The 17,325-nt window shown below is 32.9% G+C and carries 13 protein-coding genes; 5 read left to right on the forward strand and 8 right to left on the reverse strand.

Annotated elements, in window-relative coordinates; all coding sequences use genetic code 11:
* Positions 1–239 precede the first annotated feature (239 nt).
* The 6 genes from RB619_RS19245 to RB619_RS19270 all read right to left on the reverse strand — a co-directional run bounded on the left by RB619_RS19245 (position 240) and on the right by RB619_RS19270 (position 9,966).
* On the reverse strand, positions 240–1,169 hold the full coding sequence (locus tag RB619_RS19245; protein WP_308100544.1) for a type IX secretion system membrane protein PorP/SprF: 930 nt from the start codon (positions 1,167–1,169) through the stop codon (positions 240–242).
* Entirely contained in the window at positions 1,162–3,348 is a 2,187-nt protein-coding gene (locus tag RB619_RS19250) for a gliding motility-associated C-terminal domain-containing protein (RefSeq protein WP_308100546.1), read from the reverse strand. The genes RB619_RS19245 and RB619_RS19250 overlap by 8 nt, the downstream gene beginning before the upstream one ends.
* Before the next feature lie 55 nt (positions 3,349–3,403).
* On the reverse strand, positions 3,404–4,267 hold the full coding sequence (locus RB619_RS19255; protein WP_308100548.1) for a bestrophin family ion channel: 864 nt from the start codon (positions 4,265–4,267) through the stop codon (positions 3,404–3,406).
* A 29-nt stretch (positions 4,268–4,296) separates the two neighbouring features.
* Positions 4,297–5,607: a TolC family protein gene (locus RB619_RS19260; RefSeq protein ID WP_308100550.1), complete on the reverse strand. Its 1,311-nt coding sequence runs from the start codon at positions 5,605–5,607 to the stop codon at positions 4,297–4,299.
* A gap of 65 nt (positions 5,608–5,672) precedes the next feature.
* The gene (locus tag RB619_RS19265; RefSeq protein ID WP_308100552.1) at positions 5,673–8,771 is read right to left on the reverse strand and encodes an efflux RND transporter permease subunit; all 3,099 of its coding nucleotides are present in this window, start codon (positions 8,769–8,771) and stop codon (positions 5,673–5,675) included.
* A 136-nt stretch (positions 8,772–8,907) separates the two neighbouring features.
* Entirely contained in the window at positions 8,908–9,966 is a 1,059-nt protein-coding gene (locus tag RB619_RS19270) for an efflux RND transporter periplasmic adaptor subunit (RefSeq protein ID WP_308100554.1), read from the reverse strand.
* A gap of 551 nt (positions 9,967–10,517) precedes the next feature.
* Here RB619_RS19270 and RB619_RS19275 point away from each other — a divergent pair.
* The 3 genes from RB619_RS19275 (at position 10,518) to RB619_RS19285 (ending at position 12,696) form a co-directional block, all read left to right on the forward strand.
* Positions 10,518–11,114 (forward strand): thioredoxin fold domain-containing protein, encoded by a 597-nt coding sequence (locus RB619_RS19275; protein WP_308100557.1) that lies wholly within the window; start codon positions 10,518–10,520, stop codon positions 11,112–11,114.
* 22 nt (positions 11,115–11,136) lie between these two features.
* Positions 11,137–12,003 (forward strand): hypothetical protein, encoded by an 867-nt coding sequence (locus RB619_RS19280; RefSeq protein WP_308100560.1) that lies wholly within the window; start codon positions 11,137–11,139, stop codon positions 12,001–12,003.
* A gap of 90 nt (positions 12,004–12,093) precedes the next feature.
* Positions 12,094–12,696, forward strand: a complete 603-nt coding sequence (locus RB619_RS19285) for a PAS domain-containing protein (protein ID WP_308100564.1) — start codon at positions 12,094–12,096, stop codon at positions 12,694–12,696.
* Positions 12,697–13,006: 310 nt separating this feature from the next.
* On the opposite strand, the gene recG is transcribed toward RB619_RS19285, so the two are convergent.
* On the reverse strand, positions 13,007–15,115 hold the full coding sequence (gene recG, locus RB619_RS19290) for an ATP-dependent DNA helicase RecG (protein WP_308100566.1): 2,109 nt from the start codon (positions 15,113–15,115) through the stop codon (positions 13,007–13,009).
* 276 nt (positions 15,116–15,391) lie between these two features.
* Between recG and RB619_RS19295 the strand changes: the two genes are divergently transcribed.
* Both RB619_RS19295 and RB619_RS19300 read left to right on the forward strand, forming a co-directional pair.
* On the forward strand, positions 15,392–15,802 hold the full coding sequence (locus RB619_RS19295; protein WP_308100568.1) for a hypothetical protein: 411 nt from the start codon (positions 15,392–15,394) through the stop codon (positions 15,800–15,802).
* Positions 15,803–15,880: 78 nt separating this feature from the next.
* The gene (locus RB619_RS19300) at positions 15,881–16,420 is read left to right on the forward strand and encodes a DUF1697 domain-containing protein (RefSeq protein ID WP_308100570.1); all 540 of its coding nucleotides are present in this window, start codon (positions 15,881–15,883) and stop codon (positions 16,418–16,420) included.
* Positions 16,421–16,517: 97 nt separating this feature from the next.
* Here the strand turns inward: RB619_RS19300 and RB619_RS19305 are convergent, their stop codons facing one another.
* Positions 16,518–17,264 (reverse strand): diphthine--ammonia ligase, encoded by a 747-nt coding sequence (locus RB619_RS19305; protein WP_308100935.1) that lies wholly within the window; start codon positions 17,262–17,264, stop codon positions 16,518–16,520.
* Positions 17,265–17,325: the final 61 nt, after the last annotated feature.

Below are 17,325 nucleotides of genomic sequence, written 5' to 3' on the forward strand. Positions count from 1 at the left end.
AAGAAAAAAAATATTTGGTTTTTTTTTAGACGACTTTAATTTATTTAAAACCAGTTATTCTTAGCTTTCATTTATTTTAAAACGTATTATTATAGGAATTAATCATTATGTAATAATGCGACTAATTAATGTTATTTTTTGGGAAAATTTCTAGAATTGATTTCTTTAATTTCAATTACGAGATATTAAATACATGGTAAATATTTGGTAATTAATGATGTATAAAGGGTGTTGAAGTGTTAATATAGTTTACAGCTGCATTTTTCACTATTTTCATTTAATAGTGTATAAGTCAATAAAAACGTATGTGTGCCATTATTATAGTGGCTAAATTTGGTTATAGATTGATCGTAAGAATAACCAATTTTGAGGTTGTCGAATACACGAATTCCAAAAAGAAGTCCAACACTGGAATTATAATCAAAATTTAAACTGGCAATATATTTTTCGTACCAATTTAAGTTTAAGGAAGTTAGAACGCTTATTGGTGCGCCTTCTGTAACTCTTATTAAAGCGGCTGGTGTTAAACTAACATCGCGTCGTAATTCAAATCTATATCCAGTATTCAAGTAATAATAGTTCTTTCTTTTGGAAAGAACAGAAGAATTGTTCGCATTATAATATTTTGACACAAATACATTTGGGGTCGAAATTCCGATGAAAAAATTATCAGAATATAAATTTGCTCCAAGTCCAAGTATTAATGATAAATTGTTCTCAAAGTCGGCATTAAAAACATTTTCTCCCGGCTGATAAACATTGAGTTGATTCATGTCAACTTTATAAGAATGTAATCCGCTTTTAACTCCTAAAGCCAGTTTGTATCGATCGTTTACATCAAGGTAATACGCAAAATTTCCTTCAATATTGTACTCTCTCGCAGGACCAATGGCATCATGATATAAACTGAGTCCAAGCCCAATTTTATTGTAAGGCAGTTTTGTATCCACAGATAAGTACTGTGTTTTTGGAGCTCCATCAAATCCATACCATTGCGTAGAATAAATTCCGGCTATATTTAACCCGTCAGCTGCACCTGCAAAAGCGGGATTATAGATCAAGGGATTATAATTGAATATTGATAATTTAGAATCGTTTTGTGATCTAGCCATATGGCACACATGGAAGACAGCAACAAAAATTAGTATTTTTTTTAAAGTGCTATTCATTGTTGCTGATGTAAAGAAAACCTTTTTGTAAATTATTTTCTGATGAAATGGTTTTCTTGAAATTTATGATATAAAAATAAGAGCCTGTTGGCAACTTTTTGCTTTTCTGAAATACTTCTCCGGAATTTGCCTCGCCGTAAAAATAGTTTTCATCTATACCATATTTAGTTGTTCGATAGACCAACTGGCCAAAACGGTTATAGATTTCAACTGTATTCTCTGGAAAAAATTCTATATTTTTTATGACAAAATGATCGTTTAAATCATTTCCGTCAATGGTCATTGAATTATATACCACTAATTCACATGGAATTACCGAAACTAAAACAGCGGTTCTTTTTATACTTTCGCAATTGGTTTTAGGATCAAAAATTGAAGCGTAATATGTTGAGCCATTACGAACTGGATCATTATCAGAGAGTGGATTGCTCGAATTTTCCGAATCATAAAAAATCATTTCTGCCTTATTATCTCTTAAAGAACGAACGACTAATTCATCATCCAAGCATAATTCTTTCTTATAACTGGCTGGCAAAGTATTTATTGGATCTTGCAAAATGATATTGATTTTGAGGCGTTCTTTACTTTCACAACCTGTTTGCAGATCAGTTTGTGCGGCATAAAAAACATCATTGGATAATATTGTCGAGTTGCTCAACGGATTCGTATCAGTAAGATTCTTAAACCATTTTATTCCTGTACCTTTTACGATAATATCTTTAAGCGTTGGTTTGTCAATTGTACAAAAATATTGTGTAGCATTTCCTGTAGGCGCCGTAAGATTTGAAACAGATGCAACAAAGGCAATTCGTTTACCCAAACAGCCGTTATTTACTACTGAAGCATAGTAGGAAGTCTTATCAATTAAAGGTGTTGTAGTTGGTAATTCATCAGTAGATGTTAAAGAACTAAACCATTTCAGATTTTGATTCCCAACATTAATAGCACTAATCGTGGCATTTTGATTGCAAAAAAATTGATTCGAATTTAATATTGGTTCCGAAATAGGGTTGTTGTCAATTAAAACTTGCTTTATCGAATTAAATATACATCCACTCTCAGTTGTAGCAGTTAGTTTAACGTTATAATTTCCCGAAGCAGTAAAAACATGCTTTGGATCTTTTTCAATTGAAGTAGTTCCGTCTCCAAAATCCCAACTCCATTTTACATTCGGTTCACTTGTTGTAGTCTGGTTTTCAAAAATTATAGGATTAAAAGTAGTCTGAGTTGTATTGCAAGATGCTTTTGCAACAAATAAAGGGTCAATTTTTGTGGGTTTTGTTAAGGTAACCTGTATTTTTGAATCGCAGGCATTGTCGTCGCTAAAAGCAGTCATGATGCATTCAAAAACGGCACCTTCCGTGTAATCTGCGAGAGGTAGGTATATATTTTGATTTGGCTCGCCAACCGGCTGTCCTTGATAAGTCCAAAGATATTTACGGAATCCGTACGGTGCAGTTAATTCAAAATTAGGTTCGCTTGCGCATACTTTTAAATCGACTTTTGGTTTGGCGCATTTGGCGGAAATGTAGGCATAGCCAAAATGTTCTTCATAAGCACAATCTTTTGTTGTAAACTCAATTTTTACAGTCTGGCCCATGTATGTGGCCAGATTTACACCAACCGTTCTCCATTTTGTCCATTTTGTCTTATTTGTACGTCCGGTCACGGGATCTTTATACGTACACGAGTAGAATTCCTGATCTGGCTGACCAGCATAAATTGTGTAATCGCCACAAAGAGGATCAATAGTTACTCCGTTAATATCTGTAATTCGAGTTGTGAATTCCGGTTGCTCGCTAGGTTTATGCCCGCCATCTTCAACCACAAATGCAAATTGATATAAAAAAAAACTGTTTTCAGGAGTGACATTCATGGTATAGACTAATGACTCTGCTTGGGCTCCAGATTCATTATCTCCTAATTTAGCTGAAAAAGTTTCACCAGGTGGTATTGTCGGTAAGTTATTACATGTTCTTGGGTCAAGTGTTGATGTAGTTATAATAGTATGCCTATATTGTTTAAAGCCCTTAGCAAAATCTGGAATATTATAAGTGCCATAATAGCCTTCCCAGCCGGAAAAATCGCCAGTAGAAAAATCTGAATTATAGCATTCAGACTGGCTGAAGCCTAAATTTGCCAAGAGAAGAAATAGGATGAAGAAGTGTTTGTTTAACATATATTTTACTAATATATTAAAAATATAAGAATATATGTATAATAACAGTAAAATATTAAATCAATTCTTCCACATGTTTTTTAATGTTTTCTGATATTTTTTTGATCGGCAAATCGTTCTCATCATCACCAAAAGGATCTTCAATTTCTTCGGCAATTAACTCTAAACTGGCCAAAACATAAAAGATAAAAACAACAACAGGAACTACATAATAACCTAAACTCAACGAATAACCAAAAGGCAGTGTCATGATATAAAAGAAGATAAATTTCTTTATAAAAGCACTGTAAGAGTAGGGAATAGGTGTGTTTTTTATTCGCTCACATGCACCGCATATATCTGTAAAAGCAACTAATTCGGCATTTAAAATAATAAGTTGGTCGCCAGTGATTTTTTTTGAATCATACAAATCATTGATTTTATGAAACATCATTCGTTTCACCTGATTTGGTTTATGTTTATGATGATCCAATTCCAAATCAACATCTTCAAAAAGTTGTTTTGCAGTCTCAGAATTATTTAGGTGTTTGTATAAAATGGACGCATAACCGGGAATAAAAGTTCTAAAAAACTTTCGGTCATTTTCATCTTTTAAAATAGCCGAAAGTTTTATAGCAAAATTACGGCTGTTGTTTACTAAACCGCCCCATAATTTTCTGGCTTCCCACCAGCGATCGTATGCAGTATTTGTTCTAAAAACTAATAAAAGAGAAATTACAAAACCAAGTATTCCGTGCATTACAGGAATATTTTTAAGATAATGGTTTTCATCAATTCCAAAATAAATCAATTCAGCATAACCTACAAGGGCCGCATAAATACCAATGCCAATCATTACAGGGAATAACTGCCTGATAGTGTCTGATTTGTGAAAATGAAAGATAAATGTAAACCACTCTTTAGTATTGTATGCAATCATTTTTTATTAATTTTTAAAACAAATTTAATTTAAAAATTAATATTTCCTGCTAATTCTCTCAAGGCAATTTCAGATAATTTGGCTTGATATTGAGCATTGCTGTAACGAACTTTAGCATTTACATAATTTAATTGTGCCGTTCTAAAATCAAGGGTTGTAATAGTTCCAATTCTGAATTTATCCAAAGTAATATCTAAGTTTTGCTTAGCAATAGTTACGTTATCTTCTTCTAAATCAATTAATCCCAAGTTTGTTTGATACGTTTGAAATGCTGTACTCAACTGTGTATCTAAAATCATATTTTGTTGATCAATAGCAATCTGAGAATTTTCAATTTCTATTTTTGCTACTTTTTCATTTCGATGCTGATTTAAACCGTCGAATATATTCAATCTTGCATTAAAGCCATAATTGAAACCTTTTGAAGAAGATGCACTTGTAAAACCTAAACTTGACTGATTTTCAGAAAAATTGTACCCCGATGTTAAGTTTACAACCGGATAACGATCTGCTTTTACTTGCTTTAATTGAAGTTCGGCAATTCTTTTATTGATAATTTGAGCTTCTACAGCCGGATTTTGTTTGTGGGCCAGATCAGATAGTTCTGCAAAGTTCATTGCATTATCAACTGTAACTAAATCGGTTACTGTAAAATCAATTTTAGGATCACGTGCTAAATATTGGTTAAGCAAAATTTTAGCATTTGCATAAGTTTCTTTTTGGCGCAATAAAGCAACTTGATCTGAATTTAAGTCTACCTGTGCATTTAGAACCTCTAATTTTGAAGCTTTTCCAATGCTGAAACGATTTTGTGCCAATGTCAATCTTTGCTTAGAAATTACGATTGTAGTATCTAAAGCAGCCAATTGATGCTGTTGCTGTACAAGATCGTAGTAAGCCGAATTTACTTGTACAATTTTGATTAAAACGGTTCTTCTCAATTCAGAATCACCTAATTTTTGAAGTTCTTTTAATTGATCTAGTCGAGCAAACATCTTCATTCCGTCAAAAACGGTCCAGTTTAAACCTACTCCGTAAGTTAAACTGTTATTTTTTGCATTGTCTAAAGAAGTGGTAGTTCCGTCCTGACGCGTTTGTGATGAATTTGTAACGCTATTATTATCAGTAACGGTTGCTGCAACGTTTGGCAATATTCCAGCATTTCCAATCGTAACATTTGTCTCGCTTATTTTTGAGTTGTTCTTTGCAATTCTAATTTCAAAGTTATTTTCTAAAGCGATTCTTGTAGCATCTTCAATAGTCAAAACTGCCTGTGCATTTGTTTTTGCAATGCAAAGGAAGAGGATTAATAAAGTGCTGTATATATTTTTAATATTCATATTTATATTCTTTTACTAGAAAATCATGAATTTCACGCAAAGCAAAATTCATGATTTTTTAGCTGCTATTTTATACTTTCTTTTTCGTATTCGTCAATATGATCAAACTCAGGATAATGTTTTCTTTGTTTAGACCACATTAAATAAATGGCAGGAATTACAAAAAGTGTTAAAGCTAGAGAGAAAATAGTTCCTCCAACAATTACAACTCCCATCCCAATACGGCTTGTTGAAGCTGCTCCAAGTGACATTGCAATTGGCAACGCTCCTAAAGCAATCGCTAAACTGGTCATCAAAATTGGACGCAAACGCGCTTCTGAAGCTTCTAGGATTGCTTCTAATTTTGGTTTTCCTTGTTCACGAAGCTGATTCGCAAATTCGACAATCAAAATACCATTTTTAGTTACCAATCCAATAAGCATTACGGTTCCAATTTGGCTGAAAATATTCCACGTTTGGTTGAAAAGCCATAATGAAAATAAAGCTCCTGCAACCGCCATTGGTACTGTCAAAATAATAATGAACGGATCAATAAAACTTTCAAATTGTGCTGCCAAAATCAAAAAGATCAAAAGCAAAGCTAATCCGAAGGCGAAAGAAGTATTTGAGCTACTTTCTACGAAATCTCGAGATTCTCCACTCAAATCGGTTGTGAAACTTTCGTCCAAAACTTTAGCTTTAATTCGGTCCATTTCTACAATACCGTCACTGATACTTTTTCCTGGAGCTAAACCAGCAGAAACTGTAGCTGACATATAACGGTTATTGTGATACAATTGTGGTGGATTACTTTGTTCTTCAACATTTACAACGTTGTCCATTTGGATTAATTCACCTTTGTTGTTTTTCACGAACATTGAAGTTAAATCCAATGGTTTTGAACGGTCTTTTTGATCAAACTGACCAATAACCTGATATTGTTTTCCGTTTTTAATGAAATAACCAAAACGTTGTCCACTTAACGAAAGTTGTAAAGTCTGTGCGATATCTAAAATAGAAATTCCTAAACTTTCTGCTTTTTCACGATTGATGCTCACGTTGATTTCTGGCTTGTTGAATTTCAAGTTAACATCTGTCGTAGAGAAAACGTCACTTTTCCCAACTTCTTCCATAAACAACGGAATTTTTTCTCTCAATTTTTCAAAATTAGGAGCTTGAATAACATACTGAATTGGTAAACCTCCACGTCTGTTTACAGCAATTGTAGGTTGTTGAAGAACAGCAGTTTTAGCTTCTGGATATCTTTTAGTCCATTTTGTTAATTTATCAGCAATGTCTTTTTGAGTAGCTTTACGTTCATCTGGTTCTTTCAATGAAAGTCGGATAAAACCTGTATTTGTTGCCGAAGCTCCAAAACCAGGTGCTGTAATAACCAAACTCACTTTTTTCTCCGGAATAGAATCGTCAACTAATTTTGAAATCTCTTGCATGAAACGGTCTGTATATTCATATGAAGAACCTTCAGGAGTTGTCATACGCATTGTTACAGAACTTCTGTCATCCAGCGGAGCAGTTTCTTTCGGAAGTATTGTGAAGAATAAATAAATCAATCCAAAACAAACAATTAAAATTGGAAAACTAATCCATTTTTTATCCATGAATTTTGAAAGAGATTCAGCGTAAGTGCTGTTCATTTTTTCAAAAAACGGTTCCGTTTTAATATAGAATTTTGATTTTTTCTGTTCGCCGCCTTTCATTAAATAAGCATTCAACATAGGAGTCAATGTCAAGGAAACGAAAGCTGAAATTAATACAGCGGCACCAATTACAACACCGAATTCCCTAAAGAGTCGGCCAACGAAACCTTCTAAGAAAATTACAGGCAAGAATACCGCAGCAAGAGTAACTGAAATCGAAATTACAGCATAGAAAATCTCGTTTGAACCTTTAATTGCAGCTTCAATTGGCGACATTCCTTCTTCGACTTTTTTGAAGATATTTTCCGTAACTACAATTCCATCATCAACCACTAAACCGGTGGCGAGTACAATTGCTAATAAAGTTAATACGTTGATAGAGAATCCAAAAAGCCACATGATAAAAAACGTAGCAATCAACGAAACCGGAATATCAATTAAAGGTCTGAACGCAATTGCCCAGTCTCTAAAGAATAAGTAAATAATGATAATTACCAGAATAATAGAAATCCCTAAAGTTTCAGCAACTTCAAGAACTGATTTTTTTACGAAAATGGTATTATCTAATGCGATATTCAGTTTAATATCTTTTGGAAGATCCTTTTTTAGCGCTTCGTATTTTTTGTAAAATTCTGCCGAAATATCTAAATAGTTAGCACCTGGCATTGGAACAATTGCCAAACCAATCATTGGCAAACCAGACTGGCTTAGTTTTGTTTCAATATTCTCTGGACCAAGTTCGGCACCTCCAATATCACTGAAACGTACAATTTTATCGCCATCAGTACGAATAATAATGTTGTTGAATTCTTCTGGTTTTGATAAATTTCCAATGGTTTTTACAGTAAGTTCTGTATTATTACCTGTTAATTTACCAGAAGGAAGTTCCACATTTTGAGAATTTAAAGCAGAACGAACTTCAGCAACGGTACAGCCATAAGCGGCAAGTTTTGCTGGATCGATCCATAAACGCATTGCATAACGTTTTTGCCCCCAAATTTGCACGCCACTCACGCCCGGAATCGTTTCTAAACGTTGCGAAATTACATTTTCGGCATAATCACTTAATTCAAGAGAATTTCGTGAGTCACTCTGTACAGTCATCGAAATGATAGCATCACTATCGGCATCAGCTTTAGATACAACTGGCGGCGCATCAATATCTTGTGGTAAACTTCTAATAGCTTGAGAAACTTTATCACGAACATCGTTAGCAGCTTCTTCCAGGTCTTTATCTAAATTAAACTCAATAGTAATATTACTGCTTCCTTGATTACTTGAAGAAGTAATATTTCTAATTCCGTCAATCGCATTTACTGCTTTTTCAAGAGGTTCAGTAATTTGTGATTCAATAATATCAGAATTGGCTCCGGTATAATTTGTTCTGATTGAAACTTGTGCCGGGTCAATTGAAGGGAATTCTCGAACACCCAAAAATGTATAACCAATGAAACCGAATAAAATAATCAAAAGATTCAGTACAATCGTTAAAACGGGTCTTCTTATACTTGTGGTTGATAAACTCATAGATGATTTTAGATTTTAGATTTATGATTTTAGACTTTTGATTTATCGCTAAATCTTACTCTTATCTTTAAATCTATATTTAAGTCTTGTAAATTTTGGCTTTAAGACTTTCGACTTTTGACTTTCGACTTTATGACTATTTTACTTTAACTTTTATTGGAGCATCATTTTTTAATGACATAACGCCGCTTGTAACCAAAGTATCACCTGCTTTTAATCCTGATAAAATTAAGATAGAAGCATCCGTACGTGTAGTTGCTTCAACCATAACTTCTTTGGCTTTGCCCATATTGGCGATGAAAACTTTTTTTCCATCTTGAACTGGAACAATTGCTTCAGTAGGAACAACAATTGCATCTTTGATAATGTTTAGAGGAAGTTTTACATCGGCAAAAGTTCCTGGGAAAAGTTTGCCATCACCATTATCAGCTATTGCTCTAATTTGTAGTGTACGAGTTGCAACAGCCACTTCTGGTTCGATCGCATATATTTTTGCGTTATAAACTTTGTTTGAACCTGATACTGTAAAGTCAATATTTGATCCGTTCTTTACTTGTGTAGCATATTTTTCAGGAATAGAAAAAGTAATTTTCAATTTGCCAGTGTTTACTAGTTTTGCTACTAATATTGTTGGCGTAATATAAGTTCCTGGAGAAATAGATCGCAAACCAATTTTTCCTGAAAAAGGAGCTTTTACAGATGTTTTTGAAATTTGTGCTTTTATTAACTGGGTTTGTGCTTTTGCAGAAGCATAATCAGCATTGGCAACATCAAATTCTTCTTGGCTGATAGCTTCTTTTTGAAGTAGTAATTTTGCTCTTCTTTCATTTTCACCAGCTAAACCTTCTCTGGTTTGTGCTTGACGAAGCTGCGCTCTTAATTCAATATCATTTACTTTAAAAAGTACTTGGCCTTTATTCACATAACTACCTTCGTTAAAATAAATGCCTTCAACAATTCCCGAAACCTCACTTCTGATTTCGATTTGTTCGTTTGCTTCAATCGATCCTGATAAAGATAAATTGTTATCAAAAACAGCGGTTTTTACAACGATTCCAGTTACAGTTGTTGGCTTGTCTTTGTCGCCAAACTTTTTAGATTCGTCATTTTTACTTTTGTTTGATACTACTCGGTAAGCAATAAATCCTCCAAGTCCGATAACTAGCAAGGCATAAATTAGATTTTTTACTTTCATAAAATTTGAGGTAAATGTATTTTTTTGGTGTTTTTTTCAGTAAGCTTACAAATTTAACTTTTTGATACGAAAACGAAAGAGCTAACTCTTAATTTAACATTTGTATGTACAAGTTTTTGCTTTGCTTATCATTTAGACTGTTTTTGTTTACAATGGTTTAATGTTGCCTCATAAAAAAAATATTCTTCTGTTTTTTTTGCACTTTTTTTCGTTTTAAAGGCATAATCTAATTTTTATCTTAAAAACTAAATCTATATTGTAAGTTTTTATTTATAAAAAAGGTAAAAATACTTACAAATAATCTAAGAAAAAGATTACATGTGTTTTTTTTACACGCATTTTATCTGTTTTATTTTGTGCTTTATCGATTTTATTTGTAACATTGATAAGGTTAAACAAAATAGCACTATAGCGATAAAGTTATTGCTGTTTTTTCTGTAGTTGATCGTGGTAAATGTAGGTTTTTTATTTGTTTAGAGTTAAATTTTTTGTCTTAATAAAATTTCAAAATTAACAACTGTTTATATTTTTAAATCAAAATCTATCTATTTATGAAGAAAAAATTACTTCTTGGTTTGTGGTTTTCTTTGATTCTTACAGCTATTTCGGTTTTGTTTTGGAAGAATGAATTTCAGTATAGTTTACCAACACCAATCCCGAAAGATTACCACGCAGTTGCAATGGGCAGTAAAATTGACTTAAAATGCTGTACCATAGATCAAAAGCCTGTTTTTTTTCACTTTTTTAATCCAGAATGCCCCTGTTCGCGTTTTAACGTTCCTCATGTTAGTGAATTGATAAAAAAATATGGTGATCGCGTTAACTTCAAAATTGTTGTAATCAATAATGAAAAAAGTGTTACGATTGAAGAGATTCAGAAGAAATTTGATGCCAAAATCCCTGTTTATTTTGATCAGCAATTAGCTAAAAATTGTGGTGTTTTTTCGACGCCACAAGCAGTGCTTATTGACGGTTCTCAAAAGCTTTATTTCAGAGGGAATTACAATAAAACAAGATATTGCACCGATGCCGAGACCAACTATGCTCAACAAGCAATAGATTTGTTATTAAGTCATACAAATGCCCCTTCATTTGATGCTTTGGCTCTCAGAGCCTATGGATGTTCGTTACCAAAATGCACTAAATAAATCTAACCCTAAATTACCTATTATGAAAGCAAAAGCTAAATTGAATGAGCAGGACTATCTGCACAGTTTTGTGTCTACAATGACAGAAAAATCGGATACTATTATTAATTATGTTCTTGCTGTTTATTTCCTTCTCGGAATTGCATTATCCTTTAAATATGACACTTGGGAAATTGGAGCAGGAGTGGGTACGCTGAATTTGCTAGCTTACTATTCGGCTAAATTATTTCTGAAAAATTCTAAGTTTTATCAATATGTACTTTCTGTAGTATTGGCAATTTTTATGGCACAGTATATTTACCAAATGCATGGTATGTTTGAAATGCATTTTACAGTATTTGTGGCCAGCACAATTTTAATTATTTATCAAAATTGGAAACTGCAAATTCCACTTACGCTTTTGGTAATCTTGCATCACGGTGCATTGGCTTATCTTCAAAATTATGTTTACAATGATGCAAATGGCTTGCAGATTTATTTTTCGCAGGTCAATTTTGATGTTGAAACTTTTTTAGTTCACGTTGTACTGGCGGGTGCGGTATTTTTTATGAATGGATATTGGGCTTACTATTTTAAAGCGCATAGTCAGAATCATATTTCTAAAATTTCTGATGAATACGAATTGGAAAACATCAAATTAGCTTCGGCAAAATTCAGCTCAATGTCGGCTACAAAAGAATACAATGATTTTATACATAAAACCACTTTAGACTTAAAAATGCCAGTAAGTTCAGTTCTAAAACTGATTGATGTTTCTAAAGTCCATACTGATAATGATCAGCTTTTGAGCTATTTAGATATGATGAGAGAAAGTGCTAAAAAAATTGATGACTTGGTAAATGATATTCATTTCAAATCAGTCAGTGGCAAGACAAATCCGAATCAATAACTTACACTTAACTTAAATAAAAACAATTTTAATTGAATTTAAAAGTACACGCACCAATGTAAATTCATATTAAATTTAAATGCAGAAATTATGGATACCAGAATTACCCGCCCATCACCATCAGACAGAGAAGTCGATTGGAACAAGAACAAAGTATTGCTCAGTAAAACGGATACAAAAGGAACAATCTTATACGCCAATGAAGATTTTATTGACGTATCAGGTTATGACGAGTTTGAGCTTATTGGTCAGGCTCACAACATAATACGGCATCCAGATATGCCTAAAGTGATTTTTAAAGTTTTATGGGACAGTATTAAAGCAAGTAAAAACATTCATGCCATTATCAAAAACATGTCGAAAACCGGCAGGTATTATTGGGTTATTACCGATTTTAAAATTATAGCCGATTCAAATGGCGAAATTGTAGGGTATTTTGGAACAAGAAAGTCTGTTCCTGAGGATATTGTAGTCAAATTTATCGAACCGTTATACAAAAAATTATTGCACATTGAAGAAGCCAGCGGTATGTTAGCTTCTGAAGAATATTTAAATGGTTTTTTAGAGGAACGTAAAAAAACATATATGCAATATATTGATCATCTTATAGCAACTGGAAAAGATGATAAGAATAAAGTCAGTAAAGGTTTGTTTAGTGGCCTTTTTGAAAAGAAAGAAACTCCTAAAAAATAAAAATAAGTTTGAAAAAAAACTTTGCTGTGTCAGTCAGAATATTCAATCCTTAATTTGTCCCCCAACAAATCTAATCACCTAGAAAAGTTATTTGAATATTTTGTAAAGTAGGATGCAGTGAAGTTTTTTTTAAGGTTCTAAGGTTCTAAGGTTCTGAGGGACTAAGGTGCTAAGTTTTTTTTAGCGCTAGACTTCGTTCAGTATGATAATTGGATTTGAATCCAATTTAAAATCTTTTAAAATACTTTAAATCTGCACATAATAAAAAAAAACTTAGCACCTTAGTATCTCACAACCTTAGCATCTTAGATTAAGAAATATAATTCCAAATATTCTTTTTTTTAGTAAGCTCGATAAAAACAGTTTTTAGAACCGCGTGTTCTGGTTTTTGAAGTGCGCTGTCTTCTTTTAAAATTTTCATGGCATAATTTCGTGCCAAAGACAAAATCTCTCTATCTTTTACTATATCAGCAATTTGTAGATTTAAAACACCACTTTGCTGTGTTCCCATTAAGTCGCCTGGACCGCGCAATTTTAGGTCGACTTCGGCAATTTCGAAACCATCATTGGTTCCAACCATTGTTTCCATCCTTGTTTTGCTATCTGCGCTTAGTTTGTGGCCGGTCATTAAAATGCAATAACTCTGTTCAGCGCCACGACCAACGCGTCCACGCAATTGATGTAATTGTGATAATCCAAAACGTTCAGCACTTTCAATAATCATAACGCTGGCATTTGGTACATTTACACCAACTTCAATTACAGTTGTTGCTACCATAATATTTGTTTTTCCTTCAGAAAAACGTTTCATTTCGGCATCTTTATCTGCTGGTTTCATTTTTCCATGTAAAATAGAAATCGAATATTGTGGTAATGGAAAATCTCTCGAAATACTTTCGTAACCGTCCATCAAATCTTTGTAATCCATTTTTTCAGATTCCTGAATTAACGGATAAACAATATAAATTTGTCTTCCCAAAGCAATTTCGTCACGAAGAAATTTCCAGACTTTTAGTCGGTTTGTGTCATAACGGTGAACGGTCTGAATTGGTTTTCTGCCAGGAGGCAATTCATCAATTACAGAAATATCTAGATCTCCATACAAACTCATCGCCAAAGTTCTCGGAATAGGAGTTGCCGTCATTACTAAAACGTGTGGCGGAATATCATTTTTCTTCCACAATTTAGATCGTTGCTCTACGCCAAAACGGTGTTGTTCGTCAATAACAGCCAAGCCTAAATTCTGAAATTTTACTTTATCTTCTAATAAAGCGTGAGTTCCAATTATAATTTGCAGACTTCCGTTTTCAAGTTCTTCATGAATAATTTTTCGTTCTGACGTTTTAGTGGATCCGGTTAAAATTCGGATATTGATATTCAGCGTATTTGCAAATGCTGATAACCCAATAAAATGCTGATTCGCCAAAATCTCTGTTGGAGCCATTAAACACGCTTGAAAACCATTATCAATTGCCAAAAGCATACTCATAAAAGCGACAATCGTTTTTCCGGAACCAACATCACCTTGAAGCAAACGATTCATTTGAGCATTGCTTCCCATATCGGTACGAATTTCTTTGATTACTCTTTTTTGAGCGCCTGTCAAATCAAAAGGCAAATGATTTTTGTAGAATTCATTGAATAATTCACCAACCTTAGTAAACGGATGTCCTTTTATTTTGTGCTTTCTGATTAAATTTTTAGTAATTAATTGAAGCTGAATAAAAAACAATTCCTCAAATTTTAATCGGAATTGGGCTTTCGCCAAAATATCAGTGCTTTTTGGGAAATGAATATTGAATAAAGCGGCTCTTTTAGGAATTAACTTTAATTCTTCAATTAAATAAGGTGGAAAAGTTTCAGTAAATAAAGCCTGAGTTTCAATAAACAATTGTTCCATTAATTTATTGATGGTCCTGTTTGAAATGCCACGGTTTGCCAGTGTTTCTGTTGAAGGATAAACAGGTTGCATGGCAGATCGAAGACTTCTTTCATGCTCGGTTAATAGTTCAATTTCTGGATGTGCCATGCTAAACTGGCTTCCATATAAAGAACATTTTCCAAAGATGACAAGCGGTTCATTCAGTTTTAAACTTTCGCGAACCCATTTATGTCCTTGGAACCAATTAAGGTCAATTTGCCCTGTGTCGTCAACAAAACTAGCCACAAGACGTTTTTTATTTTTAGCAAACTCGACAGTCTTGATATTGATGATTTTTCCAATAATCTGAACTTCTGTTCCCGTATTCTGCAGTTCGTTTATCTTGTAATAACGTGTTCTGTCAATATATCTATTCGGAAAAAAAATAACCAAATCTCCATATTTATGAATTCCCAATTCCTTACGAAGCAGCTGACCACGGCTTGGGCCAACACCTTTTAAGTATTCGATTGGAGTTTCAAGAAGATTGTTAGACATTTTTTTTAGACTTCTTAGATTGTTAGATTTTTAGACGGGCTTAGATTTTAGAAAATAGAGCAAAGACAAAAATCTATTTTCTTGCTTCTATATTCTTTTATCTTTTTTTGGAAAAGCGAAGATAGATTTAAATTAGGAAATTTGAAAATTGATTATTTGTCAATTATAATTGAAAGTTAAAACTGCATATTATCTTATTGTTAAGCTATTGTTTTTCAACGCAACTGTTTTTAAAAAGTTTAATCTTTATAGTAGTTAACCTAAAAAACTAAAAAAGTGAAAAAAATTGTACTATTATTTGCTTTCGTTCTTACGCTCGTTTCTTGTTCGAATAATGATTCTGATGATGTGGTAGTTTCTGATTACTATGGAAAATGGAATCAATTTGCTGATCAGCCATACGCTAATGATCCATCTTCCACACAGTTTTCGTATCAATTTAATACAGATAATACTTTTACAAAAAACCGAAATTACGACAATAAAACCACAATTTTAGCAGGAACTTTTGAAATAAAAACCACCGAAAATGCAACTGTTTTTGTTTTAACATACAAAGAGCAGAATTTTTTAATATCAAATTGTACAGGTGGTTTAATTGAGAGTTTAACTTTAGATAAATCAGGTCATTTAAATGATAATGCAGCTATGTGTGATCGTAGCTATACATACAAAAAAGCAAAATAAAAACCGTAAGTTTGCTAAACAATTAAAAGTATTCAATTTAAAAAACTGAATACTTTTTTCTTTTTAAAATACTTTACTATGAGAACTCATTTAGCACTTTTACGCGGTATCAATGTTTCGGGCCATAATATGATGAAAATGGAAGCTTTGAAAACAATGCTGGAAAACATAGGATTTCAAAATATTCGCACTTATTTGCAATCTGGAAATGTTTTTGTTGATAGTGAAGAGGAAGCTTCGAAAGTGGGTTTCATGATCAAACAGGAAATTTTTAAGGTTTTTGGACATGAAGTTCCAGTAATTGTGATTACTAAAGAAGATTTAGAATTGTGTTTTAAAAACAGTCCGTATTTAAAAGAAAAAGATTTAGATACAAAAAAACTGTACGTTGCCTTTGTTTCGACTGTACTGAAAAAAGAAAATATAAATGACTTGAAAATCAGTCAGTTTAAACCAGACGAAGCCAGTATTGATGGCAATAGAATTTTTATTAAATATGCCGTTGGAGCTGGAAAAACTAGATTAGAAGGAAAATATATCGAGAAAAAATTAAATGTGATTGTAACAATGCGAAATTGGAATACGGTTACAAATTTACTAGCAATGTATTCTGAATAAATTTTAGCCACGAATTTCACGAATTTTCACGAATTGATTTGTTTTAATTAGTGAAATTGCTCCGCCTGTTCGCTATCGCTCGAGTCGTGGCAAGATTTTATCTTTTAGGAATCAAATCACAGTACCAAAAGCCATAATCAAAAGCATCAGAACTATTTGTATTGCATGCAGTATTTGAAGATTCTTCTGTTTTAGGTTTTTCATATTTGCGGTAAACAATTTCACCAATTTCAAAGTTTATTGGCTCAGAGAAAATTGGCCCGTCAAAAGCAAAAGTATGAAATTCGCCGTTTTCACCACAAACATCAACATTTTCAGGTAAATCATTTATAAAATCCTGATCGATAACTCGGCCAACAAAACTTTTGTCTAAATAACGTTCGTTTACACAAACCACAATCGTTTTGAATCCAAGTGAAATAAATTCCTGAATTAAATCGTGAGACGGAATTTTCCAAATTGGAAAAACACCTTCAAAGCCTAGTTTGGCCAATTGATCTTCACGATATTTGCGTAAATCTTCTAGAAAAATATCTCCAAAAACCGAATGCGAAATGCCTTGTTCTTTTAATTCGGTCAAAGCCTCTGTCATTACATTTTCGTAAACTTCCATTGTCGGCATCTCAGGAATTTCAAGAATTTTTAATGGTAATCCGATGCTTTTTGCTTGAGCTTCTAATAATTCAACTCTAACGCCATGCATTGAAATTCGCTGAAATTGCTGATTCACACTCGTCATTAAACATTCAATTTTACACGAAGGATTTTGCAGAATTTTATATAAGGCAATCGCAGAATCTTTTCCGCTGCTCCAGTTGAATAAGGCTTTTTTTATCGACACGATTTGGTATTTTTATACGGTAAGCTTACAAATTTCATTCTATTTGTTGGTGAAAGGTTTGTAA

The organism is Flavobacterium sp. LHD-80, assembly GCF_030929605.1.
Lineage (GTDB): Bacteria > Bacteroidota > Bacteroidia > Flavobacteriales > Flavobacteriaceae > Flavobacterium.